Source organism: Halobacillus sp. B29 (genome assembly GCF_052246755.1).
Taxonomy (GTDB): domain Bacteria; phylum Bacillota; class Bacilli; order Bacillales; family Halobacillaceae; genus Halobacillus; species Halobacillus halophilus.
Window position 1 is genome coordinate 224,071 of the sequence record NZ_JBQQCM010000001.1, and the last position, 22,517, is coordinate 246,587.

Sequence of the window (22,517 nt, forward strand, 5' to 3'; positions counted from 1 at the left end):
ATTATTATAACACCCAATTACAACCAAATAAGCATTATTTAAAGATAAAATACTTAAATATTCAGAATTTATAGTTGGCATGGTTTTTGCATGTAAGTAGGAGAGAGGAAAAAATAAAGGAGGAACATGTAATGGATAAAAAGAAAAAAGGATTCGAAATGCCACATACGTATGTGATTATCTTCTTTGTCGTATTATTGGCTGCGGTCCTTACGTATCTCATACCTGCGGGGATGTTCGAAACGAAAGAAGTTAAGTATGAACATTCGGGTGCTGAAGAAACGCAGACGGTATTAATCCCTGGAAGCTTTAATGTGGAAGAAGGAGCAAGTGAAGGTACTAGTTTATTTGAACCCGGGGGAGGTGCTGGTTTATTAAACTATGTATTTGAAGGGCTCGTTTCTGGTGATAAGTGGGGCTCTGCAGTGGGAGTCGTTGCTTTTATACTAATTATCGGCGGTGCCTTTGGAATTATTATGAGAACCCGTGCGGTTGAAGAAGGAATTCTATCCGTTATTGACCGGACGAAAGGAAAAGAAGTACTGATTGTTCCAGTGATGTTCTTTTTATTCTCCTTAGGTGGAGCTGTTTTCGGAATGGGAGAGGAAGCTATCGCTTTTGCCATGATTCTTGTGCCTCTTGTCGTCGCCTTAGGGTATGATGCGATCACCGGGATCATGATTACGTATGTAGCTACGCAGATTGGCTTTGGGACGTCCTGGATGAACCCTTTTGGAGTAGCTATTGCTCAAGGTGTTTCAGATGTACCTGTATTATCCGGTACTCCGTTTCGATTTGTAATGTGGCTGGTGTTTACAGCAGTCGGGACATTTTATACATGGAAATATGCAAGCAAAATTCGCAAAGATCCGACTCAATCATTATCCTACGATTCTGATCAATATTTCCGTGATGATTTTGATCACCAGGACATGACCGTTAAATTCAGAACAGGACACATGCTGGTACTGCTGACTGTTGCAGCAGGTATCGGATGGATTATTTGGGGAGTTATCCAGCACGCTTACTATATTCCTGAGATTGCCAGTCAGTTCTTTACGATTGGTCTTGTAGCTGGGATCATCGGGGTAATTTTTAAATTGAATAATATGAAAGTCAATGATATTGCGGAAGGATTTGCCCAAGGAGCGAAAGACCTGCTTCCGGCTGCTCTGGTCGTTGGAATGGCCAAAGGTATTATCATCATTTTGGGCGGAGATGATCCAACCACAGCTTCTGTACTTAATACAGTTCTCCACTCAGCAGGCCAGTTGTTTGAAGGGGTGCCGGAAGTTATTTCTGCTTGGCTTATGTTCCTTTTCCAATCCATCTTCAATTTCTTTGTGGTATCTGGTTCAGGACAGGCTGCTCTAACTATGCCTCTAATGGCACCACTTGCCGACATTGCCGGTGTAAGCCGCCAAGTCGCGGTGCTTGCTTTCCAACTGGGAGACGGGTTAACGAACATCATTGTGCCAACATCTGCTGCTTTAATGGGGACGCTTGGAGCTGCACGCTTGGATTGGGGGAAATGGTTCACGTTTATCATTAAGTTCCAATTAATCATGTTTGGTTTGGCAAGTGCGTTCATTATTACGGCTGTACTAATTAACTTCACTTAAAGACAAAGACAAAACAGAAGGAGGTAGTTATGATGATTATACTAATTAAAGATGCAGTCCTATATACTCCTGAGTTTTCAGGTAAAAAAGATGTCCTGATCGCTGATCAGCGAATTGCAGAGGTAAGTAACTTTATTGACATATCAAGCAAAACTGATTCCGTCCGAGTGATCGAGGCTGAAGGTAAAATGTTAACTCCCGGCTTTATAGATGGTCACGTGCACATTACGGGAGGAGGTGGAGAGGGGAGTTTCCGCTCCCGCACTCCTGAATTGAAGCTGACCGATGCTACTAAGAATGGAGTTACGACAGTGGTCGGTGTGATCGGTACAGATGGAACTACGCGGACCATGACTAATCTAGTTGCGAAAGCGAGGGCTCTCCAGGAGGAAGGACTCTCTTGTTACGTTCATACCGGATCCTATCAGGTTCCTGTGAAAACATTGACGGGTAAAATAGAGGATGACCTGATTCTGATAGATCTTATTATTGGCGCGGGTGAAATAGCCATCGCCGATCATCGGTCTTCCCAGCCGACGGTAGAGGAAATGGCTAAAATAGCTTCCCAGGCAAGGATTGGTGGAATGCTCGCTGGGAAAAAAGGGGTCGTCAACGTTCACGTTGGAGACAGTAAGGATGGCTTGTCTTTAATAGAAGAGGTCGTTTCCACTACGGATATGCCTATCAGTCAATTTTATCCTACCCATATTAATCGGAGACCGAAGTTATTTGAAGAGGGTATTAACTATGCCCTTAAAGGTGGGTTTGTGGACTTTACTACCAGTACCATTACTAAGTTTATTGAAGATGGTGAAGTGAAAAGCAGTGAGGCACTGAAGAGGATGCTCGACCGTGGTGTTCCTATAGAGCAGATTACATTTACATCCGATGCGCAGGGAAGTCTGCCGGATTTTGATCAGAACGGTAATCTCACTGGCATGAAAGTGGGCAGAATCCAATCCCTTTATGAAGCTTTTAAAGAAGCGGTGAAGCAGCAGGGGGTACCATTAGAGGATGCTCTAAAAGTAATTACCTCAAATCCTTCCCGTATTCTGGGACTTCATAATAAAGGAATGGTTGAAGCTGGGAAAGATGCTGATCTTGTCTTAATGGATCCGGAGAGTCTTGAAGTTCATACAGTATTCTCTAAAGGACAGGAAATGGTAGCGGACGGGGAAGTTATGGTGTACGGTACGTTTGAATAAATTAAGCATGGAAAACCTGAACCTTAAAGACTGTCATCAAAAAAAGTGATTCATGTTCTTTTCATATGGTATTCTTAAATTACTAGATACTAGATGAAAGGATTGCCAATCAATTGAAAATCCTATCGAAGCTTATAAGTTTTATCGTTTTCATAGCGACTCTCGGGCTGGTCGTCTATATCCTGATTCCAGAGATTGAAAAGCAATGGCCGGGTTCTCCTTTTGCGAAAAAAGATGTGCCTGTGCCTGAGGAACTTCATCCCAGAGTAGAAGAATATAAAGAGGAACTGGTAGCTCTAGCTGCCGAGCAGGGGATAGAAATTGTAATTACGGATGGACACCGCTCGGTTAAAAGTCAAAACGAGCTTTATGCACGGGGACGCTCCGAAGAAGGCCAAGTCGTGACACACGCTAAGGGAGGCGAATCCTATCACAACTATGGACTTGCCATTGATTTTGCCCTGAAAACGGACAATGGTGTGGTTTGGGATATGGAAAGAGATGGCAACGGAAATGGAAAGTCAGACTGGATGGAAGTCGTGGCGATTGCGAAAGATCTTGGTTTTGAATGGGGAGGGGACTGGTCGAACTTTAAAGATTACCCTCACCTACAAATGGACTTTGGTTTAACGATCCGAGATTTGAAATATGGCAAAAGGCCGAACGTAGCTGAGTATGCAGATAAATAAACCTCGCGCTGCTGAAGTTTAAATTTCTATAATAAAGGTATTCTAAATCTCCATGATCATTCTTACAGAAAAGCTCCCATTACTGGAAGACTCAGTTTCGAGATATTTAGGCTAAGAGGACAGTCCTTCGGGGGATGATTTCGCTTTCCGTGGGAATGCGCGGAGCCTCCTCAGGCTTTGCCTTCCGGGGTCTCCCCTGACATTTTCATCCCACAGGAGTCTACATCATCCCCCTCCGGACTTTGCCAAATCAGAAGCTCGAAACCGCTTTACCCTTCACTGCTTGAGAAGAAATACTAGATTGAGCTTTATCCTTTTATCAGGCTGAAACTATGGGATAGAGCCTGTTATATAAGCATTCCAGCCAGGTTAAGGAGAACAGAATTCTCTTTTTCCGAAGGGGCCGTTCTTCCTAATAAAGCTGGGGCTGGTGGGGAAATGGCGAGACTCCCATGGGAGAAGGAACTAGGTGAGATCCCGCAGGGAGTGAAACGAGCGAGGAAGCTCACCGTTCCCCCATAGGAAAGTGAGCTATTTCCCCACCAGCCCTTCTCCAAATATCGTAACGGACCCAAATTATCTCGAAACTGAGTCTTACAGTAACCGGCCCTATTGCTTAATAAGCTTTATATAAAAATCAGCAATAAACAAAAAGCAGTGTCTCCCATAAATGGAGACACTGCTTTTATTATTGCTGGTACGTTTCGTATGGTTTAATCATGGCGTGAATGGTTTCCGTATAAGGCATGGACAAACCGACTTCACTTCCAAGCCGTAAAGCTCCACCATGGAGATGTTCTACCTCAAGCGGCAGACCTTTTCTCCGGTCCTGATGCATGGAAGAAGTCATGTCATGATCAAGTTTACGTAAATTTTCAAACGCTTTCGCCGCCTGCTCATCTGTTAAACTCACCTGGTGAGCATTAGCAAGTTCCTTCATTTCAAATAGAACATGTTCCGCAATACGTAAAGTCTGAGGATAGGATCGAATTTCCCCAATTGGTTGATTTACAGCCGTCGTAATGCCTGAAAAAGCAGAAATGAACATATACTTTTTCCACATATCCTCTAGAATGTTGGGGCTTATGCTTCCGTTAAGGTTAGCCTGATTACAAGCAAAAGCAAGTTCTTCACATATGGATTGCTGGGAAAAGTGCAATGGTCCGAACACAAGGTCGTGAAATTCGCTGGAATGTACAACGTGTCCTTTTTCATCAAGGGTTGCGATAATATAGGAAAGCCCGCCAATCACGGATTCTTCGCCCAGTTCTTTTTGGAGAATACTAATATGCTCCATGCCATTAAGTACTGGGAAAACCTTGGCTCCTTTTTGAACCAGCTGCTTCAGCCAATCCAGGGTGCCGTGTAGGTGATAACCTTTTACAGCAAGGAAGACTAAGTCAGGATCTTCAATTTCTTCGGGATCTCTGGCAATGACCGGATCGGGAACGGTATAGTCTCCCATTTTACTATGTAACTGTAATCCGTGTTTCTCGAGTTGTTCGGCTCTTCCTTCTCTTACAAGATTGACGACTTCATGTCCAGCTTCTTGCCAGCGTGCACCAAAGTATGCTCCTAAAGCGCCTGCACCTAATACAACGATTTTCATTTCCATCCACCTCCAATAAATTGTAATTCTATGATAGCACGTCTGCTTGATGACTACACGTGAACTACTCCCCCCACTTCCCACCCTTACGGGTTGATTGAAGTGGGGGCTTCTTGGGTAATCGCCACTTTTATTAGCTGACGAAATTGACCAAGCTAACCCTCTTGTTCCAAGAGTTTATATGTTCATTAGGCAATTGCTAATAAGCGAATGCCTTCTTTTTTGATATTGATTGCTGAATTGTAATCTCTATTGAGTTTTAGACCACAAGTGCACTGATAAGTATGCTCTGATAATTTGATTTCTTTTACCAAACCACATTTCGAACAAGTTTTAGTAGAAGGAAACCACCTGTCAATTTTGATAAGTTGCTTCCCATGTTCTTTTAGTTTGTATTGTAAGAAAGAGGTGAACATCCCCCATCCATTATCAGCGACACTTTTTCCGAATTTGGGTGCTTGTGACATCCCTTTCATATCCAAATCTTCAATCACAACCGCATCATATGATGCGACCAATTCTTTAGACTTGCGGTGCAGAAAATTCTTACGTTGGTTGACGACTTTCTCTTGGATTTTCGCAACCCTGATGCGTTGTTTGTTCCAATTCGAAGAACCTTTCCTCTTTCGAGAAAGATTGCGTTGCTCTTTGGCTAACTTCTCAAGCATTTGTCGATAGAACTTTGGGTAATTGGCTTTCTCACCCTCACTATCAACGAATAAACCATCCATCGCAAAGTCTAGCCCAACCACATTTTGAATTTCTTTGGCTTCGATTTCCTTTTCGCATTCTGTAAGAATTGATATATAGTATTTTCCTGATGCGGTCATAGAAATGGTGCAGGATTTGATTTTATATTCCGAAGGGATTACTCGATGCTGTTTCATTTTGACCTTTTTAAGGTTAGGCAATTTGATATGACCATCCAATAATTGAATATTACCGTTTACGACATTGGTTGTGTAGCTTTGGTTGTGTCGTTTGCTTTTGAACTTCGGAAATTTGGCATTTCTCTTGAAAAAGGTTTTATATGCCTTATCTAAATTTAGTTGAGCGTTGGCTAATGCTAATGAGTCTACTTCCTTTAGCCATTCATACTCTTTTTTGTACTTGGCAGGGGTGGGGTGTTTTACGGATTTCAATGCTTCTTTATCATCTTTTAAGTTTTCATAGGTTTCTATTCGTTCAGCTAACATTTTGTTGTAGACAAAGCGAACACAACCGAAGGTTTTACGGATAATCAGAGACTGTTCACCTGTTGGATATATTCTGAATTTGTATGCTCTATTCTGTTTTGGGCTATCACCCAACCGAAATTCATTTCTCCCTTACCGTTGGGCTACGCCCTTCAAACGATTCAAGAGGGAGACTTCTTTCGGAAGTTCGTTAAAATGGAAAGCTATGTAATTACAAAAACCCTCAAAATTTATTGAGGGTTTTTGGTAGTGAAAGAAGAAGTGACTACACGAGTCATTTCTACTAAATCTTTAATATATTCATCCAGGTAATGGATCATGTCATTCGATTTTACACTTTTCATCACTTCGTAATAATGATCCTCGCTGTTGAATACAGATTGTGCCATAAGCAACTCTTCATCCTCTTCGACATCCATTAGATTGAGTACTCCCATAGAACCTTGTCTGCCGGTAAGCATATTGGAAAAGTAAACATGATGGGAAATGGTGCCGTGAGATTCCAGGATGTCGCCGCTTTTTCTAGTCATCTTCACGAATTGTTCTACGTTCTTTTTTTTGACTCTAAAGAAACAAAGTACTGTATACATAGACGCATCCTCCTCTATTATAGAAAGATTGGTAAATACATTTTCTGGTGTGATGAGATGCTGATATTATTTAGCCAGCTTTGCTCTTTTATCCGTGCCAGAAGAAATTCCAGCATCTATTAAGAGTACGATAGCTGTCGTCGTATGCATAATCCAGCCAATGAATGGGATAACTCCTATGGCACTTGTGACAAGGCCCAGGATACTTCCTACGAAAAAGCGATTTTCCCTAATGGATACTATTAAGGTGATTAAGTGAAAAATAAACATGAATAGAAGGGGAGCCCAGCCATTCCCTAACACAAAAGCACCACCGGCAATCGGGATGGCCAAAAATGCTTCGCAGGCTCCGGTTATCCATTTTAATAGTGTTGATGGTTTCATAATGAGATCCTGCTCCTTATCAAAAAAATCTTTCTTAATCGGGTTCGTGCAGCAGCATCTTAAGCTGAAGTCCTAGTTTTATTCTATCAAATTAGACGCGTTTGTCCATAAAAGTAATTATGGAAGGACATAATGAATTCACATATAAAGAAACCTTGCGAGTGTGACGTCGCAAGGTACATCTTTATTCCGTATATCTGGAGGCAGCTTAATTGAGATCAAAGGGAAATAGATTCTTGGACGCGCGCTGCTTCTAAATTCAAAATCTATTAGTTAGTAGACGCTTTTTGCAATTTTTGAATCATCTTCAGAGATTTCCCTGTCCCAATAGCAACGGATTCGAGAGGACTTGGAGCCATATGAACAGGTACAGAGATTTCATTTGATAACCACTCTTGCATGCCGTTCAATAACGCTCCTCCTCCAGTCAGGATAACGCCATGATCAACAATATCACCGCTTAGTTCTGGCGGGCAGTCTTCAAGTGTAGCTCGAATGGTCTCCAGTAACTGTTCTAGTGACTCTTTAATGGCTGATTGAACTTCAGTCGATGCTAACTCGATCGTTTTTGGAAGACCGGTAACCATGTCGCGTCCACGAACATCCATGGTAACTTCGGGATGGTCAATTAAAGCATAGCCAATTTCCATTTTAATTTCCTCTGCTGTCCGTTCACCGATCAGTACATTGTAAGCTTTTCTTACGTAATGAATAATTTCTTCGTCCATCACATCTCCGCCGGTTCGTATCGATTTACAGGACACAACGCCGCCGAACGAAATGATGGCTACTTCACTTGTTCCTCCGCCAATATCTACAATGACGTTGGCGATTGGCTCATCAACAGGCAGATCAGCACCAATAGCAGCAGCTATAGGTTCCTCAATTAGATGAACATTTCTTGCTCCATAACTTTTAACGGCATTATGGATAGCCCGTCGTTCAACAGAAGTTGAGCCAGAGGGGGTACAGATGACCACCGTGGGCTTGCGCATGGACATTCCTGATTTTTTTGATACTTTTTTCAACAGCTCTTTTAACATTTGAGCTGTTAAATCATAATCAGCGATGACTCCGTCACGCAGAGGACGCACAGGGATTATATGTTTAGGGGTTTTACCTACCATTTCTTTCGCTTCTTTACCAACGGCTACGACAGTCTGAGTTTCTGTGTTATAAGCTACCACAGATGGCTCGTTTAAAAGCATACCTTTAGATTTAGAATAGATAAGAATATTGGCTGTACCAAGATCAATTCCAATTTCAGCATTTGAAAACATTATGGCGTACCTCCAGAGATGGCATTTTCTAGTTTATTTTATAAACTAATAGTAACGTTTTTTACAGAGAAGGTCGATACAAAAATCAATCTTTCTGACAATGTAGTTTTATAGGCCTACTTACATGTATAATATAGTCAACGAAAAAGAAGGAGTTTTATAATGGACCGTTTTTTAAAACATCACGAAATTCTGGAAAAGTGTGAACGGCTCAATCAATCCTACGAAATTGACCCGGCTTTTTTTGATAACATTATAGATGAATTGCTAGATAGTGAGGCTGAGACCGAAACGGTGATTTTACAAGGCTTTCAAAATCTGCTTAAAGAGGTTGATCATGAAATTAACCGAATGGAGTCATTCAGTGGAATGGGGGCGACCTGTTTTAAGGGCTGTGCCTTCTGCTGCTACTTTCCAATCGTTCTCAGCCGTATGGAAGCGAAAATGATGTTTCGTTCAATCGAACATTTTTCTGAGCAAAGAAAGAATGCGATCTTTGAGCATTGGGAACGATATTACAATCAGCAGGCGGGGAAGCTTGATACCGCTCTTGCTATGGATCCGGATGATCCAAATACGAAGCTTGAATACAAAAAGCTCAACCTTCCTTGCCCAATGCTTGATCCGGAAACGCAGTTGTGTATGGCTTATGAGGTTCGTCCCATTCCTTGCCGTACTTATTTAAATTACAGCGACCCTAATGTCTGCGCAGAGAATCACATGCCAAAAGAACCTTTCAGCTACGAATTTTTGTACACCTATTATTTTGGAGCGATCAATGAATTAGTTCAGGCTTTGTATGAAAATGGAGAAGATGTATTTGTTGATTATCCAAGTGATGCATGGAGCTACGATTATCTCCCGGCATGGGTGAAAAGCTATAGAGAGGGGACATTGAATGAAATATAAACTCTTGTCTTTGAATGTAGGACGCCCTGAGGTGTATGAGACAGAGAAGGGGGAACTGGAAAGTGCCTACAGGAAGACCCCTGTTCAGGAAGGTGTTTATTTAACGTATTATAATTTTGAAGGCGATGAGCAGGCAGATAAGAAAAATCATGGTGGAAGAGACAAGGCCGTTTGTCTTTATCCAGCTCAGCATTATAAGCATTGGGACGAGCACTATGGTCAGTCTTTTTCTTTTCCAGCGTTTGGTGAAAACTTGACGGTTGAGGGAATTGATGAGCGCGAAGTTCATATTGGAGATCAATTCCAACTGGGGGATGCGCTTTTGCAGATTTCTGAACCTAGAAAGCCCTGTTATATTATTGCACGTACTCACGGTATTAAAGATTTTCCGGCAAAAGTCATGGAAACAGGTTATACCGGTTTTTACCTGCGTGTTTTGAAAGAAGGAAAAGTTACACCAGGAGACGATATGACACTTGTAGAACGTCACCCATCAGCAGTTACCGTAGCTGATGTGAATGAGGTACGTTATCACGATGTGAATAATCATCATAAGCTTACGCGTGTGATTGAAGTTGATGCTTTAGCAAAAGGTTTACGTGATTCCCTGAGTGAACACCTGCATAAAATAAAGGAGGAGCTGTAGCTGTGAACGAATGGATGGAAAAAGCATTAAAGCTTGCAGTAACGAACGTGAGAGAAGGCGGGCATCCTTTTGGAGCAGTACTCGTTAAAGATGGAGAAGCGGTAGCCGAAGGGGTTAATGAACTGCATATAAAGCCAGATGTGAGCGCGCATGCAGAACTAGTAGCTATACGAAAAGCTCAGGAACATCTACGGACGACAGATTTAAGCGACTGTACTCTATATGCAAGTGGCGAACCGTGTCCCATGTGTCTGACCGCTGCTTACTTCGCTGGTATTAAAGAAATTCATTTTGCTCAAACCGTTGAAGAAGCTTCGCAAGCAGGATTGTCATTATCGGGTAAGGTGTATGAAGAGTTGACAAAACCTAAAGACTTAAGAGAAATACGTTTTGTCTACGATCCAGTACAAAATACTGAGTTGAATGCGATGGATTTGTATTACAGGAAAACGTCTGAATCCAAGTAAGGGGAGGCGAAGCTGTGGATTTTGGTCATATTATCGAAGAAAAAATCAAGCAGTCTATGAAACGCGGTGATTTTGAGGACCTTCCCGGTAAGGGAAAGCCTTTACCAAAAGATGATCTCGCTTACGTTCCCGCCGAGCTCAGAAATGGATATCGTATATTAAAAAATGCTCATATGCTTCCTGAGGAAATGCAGTTAAAAAAAGAAATAGTACAACTGGAAGAACTTCTTGCAGAAATCAAGGATCCAGAACGGGAAGAGCGTTATAAAAAAGAGTTATCCGAGAAGAGAATCCGATTTGATCTAATGATGGAAAAGAGGAAGGTTAACCAATCAGGAGCCTACCGTCAATATAGTCACAAAATCCACAGGAACTTTGGATTCTGAAAACACAGTTTAAGGACTGTGTTTTTTTATTGGGCTATTATTATTTTAATGAGTGATTACTCACTTTACTTTTTTATAATGTTGGTGTTTAATAAAAGTGAGTAATCACTCGCAACATAAAAAAGGAGGCGGACATATGAGTTTTATTGTACAAATGAACAATATTTCACATAAGTTCGGAAAGACCATCATTCTTCAGGAAATTAATCTTTCAATTAAAAAAGGTGAGATTTTTGGGCTGTTAGGTCCTTCAGGATCCGGAAAAACAACAATCGTGAAAATGATGACAGGGATTCTGTCACCTGGAGAGGGCGAAGTGTATTTAAATAATGAATTGATGCCTTCACTTAAACAAATGAAGAGATACGGATTCATGGCTCAATCGGACGCTTTATATCAAGAGTTAACAGCAAGAGAAAACTTGGACTTTTTTGGTTCATTGTATAAATTATCTAAATCAAAAAGGAAACATCGTATTCAGGAGGTTATGGATATGGTGGATTTAACGAAACATCTTGACCAGCCGGTCGAAACCTATTCGGGTGGTATGAAAAGGAGACTTTCTCTTGCAGCCGCACTTATTCATGAACCGGAAATTATTATTCTGGATGAACCGACGGTCGGAATTGATCCTGTGCTAAGACAATCAATATGGCAGGAATTATACCGGTTAAAAGAAAGTGGTGTAACCATCATTGTCACCACTCATGTTATGGATGAAGCAGAAAAGTGTGATCGTCTGGCGATGCTGCGTGATGGAAAGGTTATTGCCGTAGATTCCCCTGAAAATCTAAAAGAGGGGATTAGTGCTTCAACCATCGAAGAAGTATTTCTGCATTATGGAGGTGCTGCTCAATGAATACGTGGACGTTAATGAAACGAATACTAAAGCAGTTTCGCCGGGATAAAAGAAGTATGGCATTAATGATTGCAGCTCCGATCTTTGTACTTACGTTGATGTGGCTTGTACTCGATGGGGATACTAAAACGCTTAATGTGGCACTTGTGGATGTCCCGGATCCTTTCCAGGAAACGCTAAAGGAATCGGACCTCCAGTTGACTTCTATGAGTTTGGCAAAGGCAGAGAAGGAAATAGATGATGGGGCGATTGATGCATTCCTTCAGTGGAAAGAGCAAAAACCTTATTTGACATTAGAAGGAAGCGATCCTAATACAGCCGGTGCCATTAGAAATGAATTGCAGGCAGTGGCGCCAAATGATCCAACTAAAGAAATGAATGTAAGTTTCTGGCATGGTTCGGAAGATATGGAGCTGTTTGATTACATCGGTCCCGTACTAATTGGTTTCTTCGTTTTCTTTTTTGTGTTTATTGTCGGTGGTGTATCTTTCCTTAGAGAGCGGACTCAAGGAACATTGGAACGCTTGTTAGCCTCCCCGATTAAACGTAGTGAGGTCGTTTTTGGCTATCTAGGAGGCTTCGGTTTGTTTACGATTCTGCAATCCATTTTAATTGCCGTTTTTTCCATATATGTGTTGGAGGTTTATATGACTGGTTCGCTGATGTACGTCCTGTTAATTACCTTTTTATTAGCTCTTACTGCCCTTAGTCTGGGAACGCTCCTTTCTGCATTTGCCAAAAATGAATTTCAAATGATTCAATTCATTCCTCTTGTAATTGTCCCTCAGGTTTTCTTTTCTGGACTTTTTCCAATTGAAGGACTTGCCGTCTGGCTGCAGGCTATAGGCCGAATTATGCCGCTCACATATGGAGCGGAGGCACTAAGGGGGATCATGCTGCGTGACGAAGGTCTCGCAGAGTTTCAGCTCTCTATGTATATACTAATCGGTTTCGTGGTTCTCTTTACCCTTCTCAATATATTCGCGTTAAAGCGGCACAGACGTCTATAATGGTACTAGAGAGCCTGAGAAGCGAGGAGGACTCACGTGAGTGAATTTGGAGAAATCTATAATGCAATAAATGAAGCCCAGGATGGAAAGGGATTAACACCTAAGCAGGAACAAATACTAAAAGCAGCCGTGGAAATATTTGCGGAAAAAGGATATGCTTCTTCTTCTACCAGCGAAATAGCAGCAAGAGCCGGAGTGGCTGAAGGGACAATTTTCCGTCATTATAAAACAAAAAAAGATTTATTATTTTCTATTGTGACCCCTTTTATGACCCAATTTACTGTTCCCTTATTAGCGAGTCACTTTACAAAAGAAGTTTTCGACGAACCTCCGGAAGGTCTAGAACCATTCCTTAAGAAAATTATTAAGAATAGGTTTGAATTTGCTAGGGAGAATGCTCCCTTATTAAAGATTGTATTACAGGAAATCGCTTTTCAACCTGAACTTCAATCCCGTTACGAATCTGTATTTCTTGAGGAAGTTTTTCCTAAATTTGAACGTGCCTTAAATGAATTGAAAGAGCAGGGGAGCGTGATCGATTTCCCTAATCGTTCGATTATCAGGATGATTATTTCTACGGTCGTCGGCTTCCTGGTGACCCGCTTTCTTCTTGCACCTGAAAGTGAATGGGAGGACGAAGAGGAATTAGATCGAACCATTCATTTTATTATGTATGGATTAGGAGGAAAATAACGTTTCCACGAAAGGTCCAGCAAAAACTGCTGGACCTTTTATTGGTCCGGATGGGTCACTGGTTAAACAAGAATCAGCTCTGGGTATAATAAGAAGAAACGGAACTGGAGGGATTAGAAATGTGTGGAAGGTACACTTTATTTTCTCAAGAAGCTCAAATAGCAGAGGAATTTGGAATTGCCCATTCAATTGAAGATTATCAGCCGAGATACAATATTGCGCCAGGCCAGAAGGTGCTAGCTGTTATTCATAATGGTAAGGAAAAGAAAGCGGGCTTTATGTATTGGGGATTGGTACCTTCGTGGGCGAAAGATCCTAAGATTGGTTATAAGATGATTAATGCCCGGAGTGAAACGGCTCACGAAAAGCCAAGTTTCAAGCATTTAATGGCTAAGAAAAGATGTCTGATTATCGCAGACAGTTTTTATGAGTGGAAAAAAACTGAAAATGGAAAACAGCCTCTCCGTATTTACCTAGAAAATCGCGAACTATTTGCATTTGCGGGCCTTTGGGATCAATGGAAAACGGATGAAGAGGAACGGTTTACATGTACCATACTAACTCAGGAAGCGGACCGTTTTATGGCGGATATTCACCACAGAATGCCGGTGATCCTGTCGAAACAGGCACAGGAAAAATGGATTGAACCCTTTAAATGGACACCTGAAGAAGCTCATGATTTTGTGCAGGAAATCGATGTGGAAGAATTGAAAGCTTACGAGGTGAGTGATTACGTGAATGCTGCCCAGCATGAAGGGGATGAATGCATCAAGCCTTTAGTCTGATCATGTGGTAATATTATCTTTTTATATTCCATTTATTCAGGTATACTTTACCTATTAAGCGTTGTTATATGAGGAGATATAAAATGTGGTGAATAAAAATACCCAGGTCGATTTAGAGAGAATCACCCATATTTGTAATCAGCTTGCCTCAAGGACGGGAGACCCTTATTCCTTCAGTCTTTTGGATGAAGTGAAGAATATTACGTTCCCATACATAAAGAAATATGAAGAATTGGAAGCGAGTCGGGTTCTCCAAATACAGGATTTCTCACGTACACTTGAAGCTATTGTGAATGTAGTATTTAAAGTGAAAAAGAAGGAAGGTCAATCGTTCTGCTATGATCTGTTTGAGGGGAAATTGGCGAAAGATATAGGGCTGACTACCGCTTTGGTTAAAGGAAAGAGTTTAGAAAAACTGTTTACGTACGAACAGGCTGCTTTCTTTCGCCAAAAATATGCCCTGGCTTTTTCCGGACAGACGATATCTTATAAACATCTATATAAAGGAAGGTATTTCGCAACTATACTCTCTCCTGTAGAGGAAAATGGAAGAGTAATTGAGATTATCGGGAGTGCAGTTGATGTAACTTCTTATGAGGAAGCAGAGCAGAGGCTTGAACACATGGCTTCTCATGATCATTTAACCAATCTTCCTAACCGAAACAGGCTTCAAAAGGATCTTAGAAATTCCACCAGTGCCGGAAGTCCGTTTACCATCATTTATTGTAACCTGGATCGATTCAAGTATGTCAATGATACGATGGGGCATATAGCTGGCGACCAGGTGCTGCTATTGGTGGCTGAGAGGATACAACGTTCGCTTTCTTTAAAAGATCAGCTGTATCGTTTAGGAGGAGATGAGTTTGTCATTTGCTTGATGGGGATGCATACGCAGTCTGAGATTGCGAGACTTGGGAAAGAGATTTTACAAAATATCCGACATCCCATCAACTTGCTGGGCAGACAGTTTTTTATTACCGCAAGCCTGGGGGCAGCGCAATGTCCTAAGGATGGATCTTCAGCAGCCCGATTGCTAACTAGCGCAGATGTTGCCATGCATTTCTGTAAACAAAATGGCCGGCATAATTTATTGTTTTATCTGCCTAATATGAACAAGCATTACGAAAAAGTAATTACGTTGGAAGGGGATTTGCGTCAGGCTCTTACCCAGAATGAACTCTATTTGCACTATCAGCCTAAAGTGGATGTTCGAACGGGTTATATAAGCGGAATGGAGGCTTTAGTAAGGTGGAAGCATCCGGAGCAAGGGATGATATCTCCTGCAGAATTTATCCCAGTTGCTGAAGAAACAGGATTGATAAACCAGCTGGATGAATGGGTATTGAAAGAAGCCTGCAGGCAGAATCAGGAGTGGATTGAGCAGGGTTATGCCCCGGAACGAATGGCTGTGAACGTATCGGCAAATGAGATTCAAAGACATGATTTCACGGAAAATGTAAAGCGGATTTTAGTTGAAAGCAGGATGGATCCTCAGTACTTAGAAATTGAAGTAACGGAAAATAGTGTTATGAGGAATACGGAACAATGTCTTCAAACCATGCAGGACCTTAAATCAATCGGGGTATCCTTATCGATTGATGACTTTGGGACAGGGTACTCATCGCTAAGTTATCTTCGCCAGTTTCCTATTCACTATTTGAAGATTGACCAGGCTTTTATTAAAGGAGTACTGACCGACCCGAGTGACGCGGAAATGGTCAAAGCGATGATTCAGCTGGCCGAGGATTTCAAATTGGAAGTTGTAGCAGAAGGAATAGAGGATCAGGAAGTGCTGGATTTCTTAAAAGAAAATGAGTGTGCTTACTATCAAGGTTATCATTTCAGCAAACCACTGCCTCCTCACGAGATGGAAAAGCTGCTGGTCAAAAAGCAGACCTACACCTAATGGAAATATTCAACAAAATTCCCTTTATTTAAGAATATGCTCCTGATACTGGAAGACTTGAATTCGAGATATTGGTGAGCGGAAGGTCCCCCTACGGACCTGACCGAATCTGAGACTCGAAAAGGCTTTATCCTTCACCCACTTGAAGAAAAATAACCACATGGGCGTATATACTTAATTCAAGCTGAACTATGCGGGATAGCCTGTTATATAAGCATTTCAGGCATGTTAAGGAAGAAAAAATCCTCTCTTTCCGAAGTGGCCGTTATTCCTAATAAAGTTGGGCTGGTGGGGAAATAACTTGCTTTCCTGTGGGGGAACTGGCAAGCCTCCTCAGTCGTTTTCACTCCCTGCGGGGTCTCGCCTAGCTCCTTCACCCACGGGAGTCTCGCTATTTCCCCACCAACCCAGCGATATCTTGTGAACATACCTTTCTGTAGAAGAAGTTAGCCTCCAGGATCAGCCTCAGATGCTTCTAAAGCACGGTTATTGCACTTGAAGCGCTAGAATTTCAGCGGTGATCTTGAGGTCTTTCTTCATTGGATAGAATTTTCCACATAGGATTTCGAGCCCCTACCTATCGTAAAGGGACGGAGGGGGACGGCGATGACTCCTGTGGGATGAACATGATAGGTGAGGCCCCGGAAGGCGCCAGCCTGAGGAGACTCAGCGCATGCCCGCGGAAAGCGAGCCGTCCCCCGGAGCGCCTTTTTCCACACAATATCTCGAAGCTGAGTCTTACAGTATACGGTCCGATAGTGAAAGAACCCGCTATGGAAAATCAACAAAGACGTTTTAAAGATCCAAACAAAAAAGCAGGCCGGCATAACCCGGACCTGCTTTTTTATTAATTGTTATATTGTGATTGTTTTTCCTGCTCGCGTTCTTTCTTCGCCACTTTAAGGAACTTGGTTGTTTCAGCCCCCACTACTCCCGATAGAAGCAGTAAGCCAATTAAGTTTGGAAAGGCCATCAGCCCGTTCATCACGTCTGCAAACTTCCAAACCGTATCAAGCTGGGCGACGGCTCCTACAAATACGAATAATACAAATACGATCTTGTATAAGCCTAATCCTCGCTGGCCGGTTAGGTAGCCGAAACATTTCTCCCCATAATAGGACCAGCCTACAATAGTGGAGAAAGCAAAGAAAACTAAGCCGATCGTCACGATATAAGAACCAACATCACCTAGGAAGACACCGAACGAAGCGGTTGTAAGATCGGCTCCATCCAGCTGACCTTTGTACTGCCCGGCCATAACAATGGTCAATCCGGTCATCGTACATACAACGATGGTATCAATAAAGACCTGGGTCATGGAAACTAGTGCCTGACGTCCGGCGTAATCTGTACGTGCTGCTGCGGCCGCAATAGGAGCCGATCCTAAACCGGCTTCATTGGAGAAAACTCCGCGCGCCACTCCAAAACGAATGGCTGTTCCAAGAAGACCACCGCCAACCGCACTGCCGGTGAAAGCATCATTGAAAATCGTTCCGAAGGCTGGCAGTACCAGATTTAAGTTCATAATGATAATAATAAGAGCACCAACAATATAAAAAACAGCCATGATAGGAACAAAGAAAGCTGTTACTCTTCCGATACTGCGGATCCCACCTAATAGAACAAGCCCAGCAAAGAATAATAAAATGAGTCCAGTTACCCAATGGGGCACGCTGAAGCTTGTTTCCATCACATCAGATACCGAGTTCGATTGAACCATGTTGCCAATTCCAAAAGCAGCTACGGCTCCAAATATGGCGAATAGGACCCCGAGAGGTTTCCCGAGCCATTTTGTTTTCAGCCCTCTAGACAAGTAATACATGGGTCCGCCTGCCATGTTTCCATTTTGGTCGGTAATCCGGTATTTAACGGCGAGAACGGCTTCGGCATATTTAGTAGCCATCCCGAACACGGCGGTAATCCACATCCAGAACACAGCTCCAGGTCCACCGAGGAACACGGCTGTTGCTACCCCTGCGATGTTACCAGTCCCAATTGTCGCGGCAAGTGCCGTGGTTAATGCCTGGTAATGAGAAATGTCTCCTTTTTCATTTTTCTTTTCCTTAGCTGGTTTAAAAGCCAGCTTTAAAGCGTAAGGAAGAGTCTTAAATTGCAGAAACCCTAGCCTTAGGGTTAAGTATACACCGGTACCAACCAACAGAACTAATAAAACTGGTCCCCATACAATCGCGCTTGCTGCATCAAAAAAGTTATATAATACCCCTTGTTCCTCCATGAATATCCCCCTTCAATTTTTAGCAAATTATGTCTATATATAAAATATTCCGAAAATTATGTATAAAAGTCAAGGAATTTTCAAATTTAGGGGGAATAAATCTTGGTTTACAATCACAACTTGGGGGAAATTATCCACTATAGTTGTCGATTTAATGCAGGAATTGAACAGGATTCATAGAAATTATTAAACATGAAATACTATACTTGGGGGCTTTGGAAATGATCCGTGTACTTTTCGTTTGTTTAGGCAATATATGCCGATCTCCTATGGCTGAAGCCATATTTAAGGACTTAGTTAAAAAGGAAGGACTGGAAAAAGAAATTTCAGTTGATTCCGCCGGGATAGGTCACTGGCATGAAGGCTCCATTCCTCATGAAGGGACAAGAGCTATCTTAGACGAGCATTCTATTTCCTATGAAGGGATGAGAGCTCGACAAGTTGCAGAAGCGGACTGGGACGATTATGATTATCTTATTGCTATGGACAGTAAAAACATTCAGGATCTTCATTCTATCCGCGAGAAAAATGAAGTGACCGTAGCTAAATTGTTGGATTATACATCTCACGAAGAAGCAGATGTGCCGGACCCTTATTTTACTGGTAATTTCCAATACGTGTACGAACTGGTGAGTGAAGGTTGCTTCCGCTTACTTGAACAAATAAAAAAAGATAACCAACTATAAGGAGGAGTCGTTATGGGACAGCAAAAGTTATGGAAAGGTGTATGGATCGGAGCTTTGGTCGGTGGAGCTCTTGTACTAATTGACAAGGATACAAGACAGTACGTAGGTGTGAGATCACGAGAAGTCGGCACGAAGTATAAGGGTTACGTGACCAATCCATCAGACGCTATCCATTCGGTAAGGGTAAATTATGAACAATTTTCTAAACGGGTAAGCAAAGGATTAGAAGATTTAATTGAAATATTGAATAAAGCAGAGGACATACTGAATAGAGTAGGAGAGATCAATCAAGAAGTTGAACAGCAATTGAAAGCAGTAGATGATCCAAAAGAAGCTTCTTAAGTTAGGGTGATGGAAAATCATGAATAGCGTTTTAACATTCGGAAAAGAGCTGCTGACCCGTTTTAGAGATGATGATGTTGCGGGGCTTGCAGCTCAGCTTGCTTACTTTTTCCTGTTATCATTATTCCCATTTATGATTTTCCTGCTTACGCTGCTTGGTTATTTAAATATTGATGAAGAACGTGTTCTCGCTATTATTAGTACTTACGCTCCTCCTGAAACCTTTGACCTAATTACAGAAAATGTGACTTCCCTGTTGAAGAGCGGTAGCGGAAGTCTCTTATCTGTAGGTATCCTCGGTACATTGTGGGCAGCATCTGTCGGTGTGAGTGCCATCATGCGTGCTTTTAACCGCGCACATAATGTAGAAGAAAACAGGCCTTTTTTTGTAACAAGGTTTATAGCGATTATTTTAACTATTGCTATGGTTCTCGTTATTTGTATTGCCTTTTTATTGCCGGTTCTTGGGCATACGGCTGGAGTTTTCATCTTCTCTACTTTTGGCTTATCAGAAAGCTTTATTGAGGCCTGGGGAACACTTCGATGGGCCATTTCGTCTATCATCTTTTTCATTGTATTATCCTTTTTATATGTAACCGCCCCAAGTCTCCGTTTGAAATACAGGGACGCAGTGGCCGGTGCCGTTTTTGCAACTGTCGGGTGGCAGCTGGTTTCCTTACTGTTTTCCTTTTATGTAAGCAGTCTGGGGAACTTTTCAGCTGCTTATGGAAGTTTGGGCGGGGTCATTGTCTTAATGATCTGGTTTTACCTTTCCGGCATCGTTATTATTTTAGGCGGCGAAATCAATGCTATCTTCCGCCGGCGTCGAAGAGATAAGAAATATTCCTGAACCAAAAAAACAGACATTCCCGGACCAATAGGTGAGCCGGGAATGTCTGTTTATTTTAATAAACGCAGACCATTTAGAATAACTAAAATGGTACTTCCTTCGTGTCCAACTACACCAAGGGGAAGGTCAATAACCTGAAGGAAATTGCTGATAATAAGCAGCATGATTATGGTTATGGAGAAGACCACATTCTGCTTAACAATGCGATTCATGCGTGAAGACAATTTTCTTGCCTGGGAAATCCGTGAAAGGTCGTTTTTTATTAAAACAACATCCGACGTTTCAAGAGCTACATCCGTGCCTCCTCCCATAGCCACACCCACGTTTGCTGTAGCGAGGGCTGGAGCATCATTAATTCCGTCGCCTACCATGGCTACCTGAGTGAAGTGAGCTTTTAGTTTTTTAATTTCATCTACTTTTTTCTCAGGAAGCAGTTCGGCAATATAGTGGTCAACTCCGGCTTCAGATGCAATAGCTTCAGCGGTAGCTGAGTTGTCGCCTGTCAGCATAATGGTATAAACACCTTGTTTTTTTAATTCTTCTATCGCCTCTTTAGTATCCTCTCTGACTGTATCCTTCATAGCAAAAATAGCTGCAATTTCGTTATTCTTTTTTACAAAAATAACGGTTTTACCTTGTTTCGATAATGTTTTAGCAATCCCATGCTGAAATAGATAGGCTTCCTCTTTTCCTACAAATTCGGGTTTTCCTACTTTCCATTCATTACCTTCATGAAAGGCTTTCACACCGTTTCCGCTTATATCCTGCATGTGTTCCACCGAGTTTAAAGGTACTTTCTCCTGTGAAGCATACCGGACGATAGCCTGTGCAATAGGGTGGTTCGATTCCTGTTCGATGGAAGCTGCAATAGAAAGGATCATCTCTTTATTTTCTTCTTCTGCATAGAACGCATCGGTTACCTCAGGTGTTCCATTCGTCAACGTTCCTGTCTTATCAAACGCAATCGCATTCAGATGAGCCAGGTTCTCTAGATGTACACCGCCTTTAAAAAGCAGCCCATGACGTGCACCGTTTGAAATGGCGGACAATGTAGCCGGCATTATGGAAGCTACTAAAGCACAGGGAGAGGCCACTACAAGCAGGATCATGGCTCTGTAAATCGTATCCATCCAGCTCCAGCCAAATAAAAAATGGGGCAGGAATAACATTACCGCGACTACCCCAAGTACAATTTTTACATAAGTACTTTCAAAACGCTCAATAAAAAGCTGAGAAGGGGATTTCTCGCTTTGTGCGGATTGAACCATGAGTATAATTTTCTGGAATAGCGTGTCTGTTGATTTCTTGGTTACTTCAACAGTCAGACTTCCATTTAAATTCACGGTACCTGCGAAGACTTCTTTTTCAATGCCCTTGGTTACAGGGATCGACTCTCCAGTGATGGCACTTTCATTTATCGCACTTGAGCCTTTAATGATCGTTCCATCAGCCGGGATACGTTCGCCCGGTTTTATTAAAATACGGTCGTTCACGTAGAGATCAGTTACGGATACGACTTCGTACCCTTCGTCCGTCAACTTCATGGCTACCTCGGGCTGCAGGTCCATTAAGGAAGAGATCTCTTTCTGGCTTTTATTTAACGTGTACGTTTCGAGGGCTCCACTTAACGCAAAGATGAAAATGAGAATGGCTCCTTCTGTCCAATAGCCGATAGCAGCAGAACCAATGGCAGCTAAAATCATGAGCAGTTCAACGTTTAGTTCTTTTTCATGTATGGTGTCTTCGAGTCCTTCTTTGGCTTTAGCAAATCCGCCGATCACGAAAGCAGCGAGGTGAAGAAAAACAAAAGCACTTTCAGAAATGGAACTGGATAACAGCCACGCGGTTAAGACTAGGACTCCGCTTAGTAATGCGGCCAGCAGCTCTGCGTGTGTTTTTATGAATTTCCGAGATGGGCGAATGAAATGGCTCTGGATAGGAAATGAGCTGGATTCAGAGGACATAATTCTCAACTCCTTAATATAATTGATAACGATTATCATAACCAACTAGTTGCAAAACAGGATTAATTAGAATTAAAAGCATTTTAAATTAAAATGATTATAATCTGATATATATTATTAATATACCACTAAATTGTGCGTAGTCAAGTGCAGAACAAGCACTATTTTTTGACAATATAGGAAATCAATAACCGAGCAAGCTG

Annotated in this window: 22 protein-coding genes; 15 read left to right on the forward strand and 7 right to left on the reverse strand. The window is 42.0% G+C overall.

Translation table 11 applies throughout. The annotated features are described in order from the left end of the window. Window positions 1-131 precede the first annotated feature (131 nt). The 3 genes from yfcC to ACTWP7_RS01070 all read left to right on the forward strand — a co-directional run bounded on the left by yfcC (window position 132) and on the right by ACTWP7_RS01070 (window position 3,516). Entirely contained in the window at window positions 132-1,622 is a 1,491-nt protein-coding gene (yfcC, locus tag ACTWP7_RS01060; protein ID WP_443121666.1) for a putative basic amino acid antiporter YfcC, read from the forward strand. A gap of 32 nt (window positions 1,623-1,654) precedes the next feature. Continuing rightward, a complete protein-coding gene (iadA, locus tag ACTWP7_RS01065) occupies window positions 1,655-2,827 on the forward strand; it encodes a beta-aspartyl-peptidase (RefSeq protein WP_443121667.1) in 1,173 nt (390 codons plus the stop codon). Window positions 2,828-2,940: 113 nt separating this feature from the next. After that, window positions 2,941-3,516, forward strand: coding sequence for a M15 family metallopeptidase (locus tag ACTWP7_RS01070; protein WP_443121668.1), 576 nt, complete (start codon window positions 2,941-2,943; stop codon window positions 3,514-3,516). A 688-nt stretch (window positions 3,517-4,204) separates the two neighbouring features. Here ACTWP7_RS01070 and ACTWP7_RS01075 read toward each other — a convergent pair. The 5 genes from ACTWP7_RS01075 to mreBH form a co-directional block, all read right to left on the reverse strand. Then, on the reverse strand, window positions 4,205-5,125 hold the full coding sequence (locus tag ACTWP7_RS01075; RefSeq protein WP_443121669.1) for a ketopantoate reductase family protein: 921 nt from the start codon (window positions 5,123-5,125) through the stop codon (window positions 4,205-4,207). Between the two features lie 188 nt (window positions 5,126-5,313). Beyond that, the gene (locus ACTWP7_RS01080) at window positions 5,314-6,435 is read right to left on the reverse strand and encodes an RNA-guided endonuclease TnpB family protein (RefSeq protein WP_443121670.1); all 1,122 of its coding nucleotides are present in this window, start codon (window positions 6,433-6,435) and stop codon (window positions 5,314-5,316) included. Window positions 6,436-6,551: 116 nt separating this feature from the next. Then, window positions 6,552-6,911 (reverse strand): DUF1428 family protein, encoded by a 360-nt coding sequence (locus ACTWP7_RS01085; RefSeq protein WP_443121671.1) that lies wholly within the window; start codon window positions 6,909-6,911, stop codon window positions 6,552-6,554. 66 nt (window positions 6,912-6,977) lie between these two features. After that, window positions 6,978-7,295: a hypothetical protein gene (locus ACTWP7_RS01090; RefSeq protein ID WP_014642098.1), complete on the reverse strand. Its 318-nt coding sequence runs from the start codon at window positions 7,293-7,295 to the stop codon at window positions 6,978-6,980. A gap of 269 nt (window positions 7,296-7,564) precedes the next feature. Next, window positions 7,565-8,575 carry a rod-share determining protein MreBH gene (gene mreBH, locus ACTWP7_RS01095; RefSeq protein WP_422164567.1) on the reverse strand — a complete coding sequence of 337 codons (1,011 nt, stop codon included), beginning with the start codon at window positions 8,573-8,575 and terminating at the stop codon, window positions 7,565-7,567. A 162-nt stretch (window positions 8,576-8,737) separates the two neighbouring features. Here mreBH and ACTWP7_RS01100 point away from each other — a divergent pair, with 162 nt between their 5' ends. The 9 genes from ACTWP7_RS01100 to ACTWP7_RS01140 all read left to right on the forward strand — a co-directional run bounded on the left by ACTWP7_RS01100 (window position 8,738) and on the right by ACTWP7_RS01140 (window position 16,236). After that, window positions 8,738-9,484, forward strand: a complete 747-nt coding sequence (locus ACTWP7_RS01100; protein WP_443121672.1) for a YkgJ family cysteine cluster protein — start codon at window positions 8,738-8,740, stop codon at window positions 9,482-9,484. Next, entirely contained in the window at window positions 9,474-10,130 is a 657-nt protein-coding gene (locus ACTWP7_RS01105) for an MOSC domain-containing protein (protein ID WP_443121673.1), read from the forward strand. Before ACTWP7_RS01100 ends, ACTWP7_RS01105 begins: the two co-directional genes overlap by 11 nt. Window positions 10,131-10,132: 2 nt before the next feature. Continuing rightward, window positions 10,133-10,597 carry a nucleoside deaminase gene (locus tag ACTWP7_RS01110; protein WP_443121674.1) on the forward strand — a complete coding sequence of 155 codons (465 nt, stop codon included), beginning with the start codon at window positions 10,133-10,135 and terminating at the stop codon, window positions 10,595-10,597. A 14-nt stretch (window positions 10,598-10,611) separates the two neighbouring features. Further along, window positions 10,612-10,983, forward strand: coding sequence for a J-domain-containing protein (locus tag ACTWP7_RS01115; RefSeq protein WP_443121675.1), 372 nt, complete (start codon window positions 10,612-10,614; stop codon window positions 10,981-10,983). A gap of 136 nt (window positions 10,984-11,119) precedes the next feature. Further along, complete coding sequence (locus ACTWP7_RS01120) at window positions 11,120-11,842, forward strand: ABC transporter ATP-binding protein (protein ID WP_443121676.1); 723 nt, start codon at window positions 11,120-11,122, stop codon at window positions 11,840-11,842. Continuing rightward, entirely contained in the window at window positions 11,839-12,852 is a 1,014-nt protein-coding gene (locus tag ACTWP7_RS01125; protein WP_443121677.1) for an ABC transporter permease, read from the forward strand. Before ACTWP7_RS01120 ends, ACTWP7_RS01125 begins: the two co-directional genes overlap by 4 nt. A gap of 54 nt (window positions 12,853-12,906) precedes the next feature. Continuing rightward, window positions 12,907-13,545, forward strand: coding sequence for a TetR/AcrR family transcriptional regulator (locus ACTWP7_RS01130; protein WP_051005625.1), 639 nt, complete (start codon window positions 12,907-12,909; stop codon window positions 13,543-13,545). Between the two features lie 119 nt (window positions 13,546-13,664). Further along, window positions 13,665-14,330 carry an SOS response-associated peptidase gene (locus ACTWP7_RS01135; RefSeq protein ID WP_443121678.1) on the forward strand — a complete coding sequence of 222 codons (666 nt, stop codon included), beginning with the start codon at window positions 13,665-13,667 and terminating at the stop codon, window positions 14,328-14,330. Window positions 14,331-14,415: 85 nt separating this feature from the next. After that, window positions 14,416-16,236 carry a sensor domain-containing protein gene (locus ACTWP7_RS01140; protein WP_443121679.1) on the forward strand — a complete coding sequence of 607 codons (1,821 nt, stop codon included), beginning with the start codon at window positions 14,416-14,418 and terminating at the stop codon, window positions 16,234-16,236. 847 nt (window positions 16,237-17,083) lie between these two features. On the opposite strand, the gene ACTWP7_RS01145 is transcribed toward ACTWP7_RS01140, so the two are convergent. Further along, a complete protein-coding gene (locus ACTWP7_RS01145) occupies window positions 17,084-18,472 on the reverse strand; it encodes an alanine/glycine:cation symporter family protein (protein WP_443121680.1) in 1,389 nt (462 codons plus the stop codon). 221 nt (window positions 18,473-18,693) lie between these two features. On the opposite strand from ACTWP7_RS01145, the gene ACTWP7_RS01150 reads away from it, so the two are divergent. The 3 genes from ACTWP7_RS01150 to ACTWP7_RS01160 are packed head-to-tail and all read left to right on the forward strand — an operon-like array spanning window position 18,694 to window position 20,350. Next, window positions 18,694-19,158: a low molecular weight protein-tyrosine-phosphatase gene (locus ACTWP7_RS01150; protein ID WP_443121681.1), complete on the forward strand. Its 465-nt coding sequence runs from the start codon at window positions 18,694-18,696 to the stop codon at window positions 19,156-19,158. A gap of 12 nt (window positions 19,159-19,170) precedes the next feature. Next, a complete protein-coding gene (locus tag ACTWP7_RS01155) occupies window positions 19,171-19,500 on the forward strand; it encodes a YtxH domain-containing protein (RefSeq protein WP_443121682.1) in 330 nt (109 codons plus the stop codon). 19 nt (window positions 19,501-19,519) lie between these two features. After that, window positions 19,520-20,350, forward strand: a complete 831-nt coding sequence (locus tag ACTWP7_RS01160; RefSeq protein WP_443121683.1) for a YihY/virulence factor BrkB family protein — start codon at window positions 19,520-19,522, stop codon at window positions 20,348-20,350. A gap of 50 nt (window positions 20,351-20,400) precedes the next feature. Here the strand turns inward: ACTWP7_RS01160 and ACTWP7_RS01165 are convergent, their stop codons facing one another. Continuing rightward, window positions 20,401-22,314, reverse strand: a complete 1,914-nt coding sequence (locus ACTWP7_RS01165; RefSeq protein ID WP_443121684.1) for a heavy metal translocating P-type ATPase — start codon at window positions 22,312-22,314, stop codon at window positions 20,401-20,403. Window positions 22,315-22,517: the final 203 nt, after the last annotated feature.

Coding starts and splice junctions, on each gene's coding strand:
- ACTWP7_RS01120 (WP_443121676.1), top strand. CDS start 11,120: ATGAGTTTTATTGTACAAATGAACAATATTTCACATAAGTTCGGAAAG.
- ACTWP7_RS01105 (WP_443121673.1), top strand. CDS start 9,474: ATGAAATATAAACTCTTGTCTTTGAATGTAGGACGCCCTGAGGTGTAT.
- mreBH (WP_422164567.1), bottom strand. CDS start 8,575: ATGTTTTCAAATGCTGAAATTGGAATTGATCTTGGTACAGCCAATATT.
- ACTWP7_RS01165 (WP_443121684.1), bottom strand. CDS start 22,314: ATGTCCTCTGAATCCAGCTCATTTCCTATCCAGAGCCATTTCATTCGC.
- yfcC (WP_443121666.1), top strand. CDS start 132: ATGGATAAAAAGAAAAAAGGATTCGAAATGCCACATACGTATGTGATT.
- ACTWP7_RS01075 (WP_443121669.1), bottom strand. CDS start 5,125: ATGAAAATCGTTGTATTAGGTGCAGGCGCTTTAGGAGCATACTTTGGT.
- ACTWP7_RS01085 (WP_443121671.1), bottom strand. CDS start 6,911: ATGTATACAGTACTTTGTTTCTTTAGAGTCAAAAAAAAGAACGTAGAA.
- iadA (WP_443121667.1), top strand. CDS start 1,655: ATGATTATACTAATTAAAGATGCAGTCCTATATACTCCTGAGTTTTCA.
- ACTWP7_RS01150 (WP_443121681.1), top strand. CDS start 18,694: ATGATCCGTGTACTTTTCGTTTGTTTAGGCAATATATGCCGATCTCCT.
- ACTWP7_RS01145 (WP_443121680.1), bottom strand. CDS start 18,472: ATGGAGGAACAAGGGGTATTATATAACTTTTTTGATGCAGCAAGCGCG.
- ACTWP7_RS01100 (WP_443121672.1), top strand. CDS start 8,738: ATGGACCGTTTTTTAAAACATCACGAAATTCTGGAAAAGTGTGAACGG.
- ACTWP7_RS01090 (WP_014642098.1), bottom strand. CDS start 7,295: ATGAAACCATCAACACTATTAAAATGGATAACCGGAGCCTGCGAAGCA.
- ACTWP7_RS01160 (WP_443121683.1), top strand. CDS start 19,520: ATGAATAGCGTTTTAACATTCGGAAAAGAGCTGCTGACCCGTTTTAGA.
- ACTWP7_RS01135 (WP_443121678.1), top strand. CDS start 13,665: ATGTGTGGAAGGTACACTTTATTTTCTCAAGAAGCTCAAATAGCAGAG.
- ACTWP7_RS01155 (WP_443121682.1), top strand. CDS start 19,171: ATGGGACAGCAAAAGTTATGGAAAGGTGTATGGATCGGAGCTTTGGTC.
- ACTWP7_RS01125 (WP_443121677.1), top strand. CDS start 11,839: ATGAATACGTGGACGTTAATGAAACGAATACTAAAGCAGTTTCGCCGG.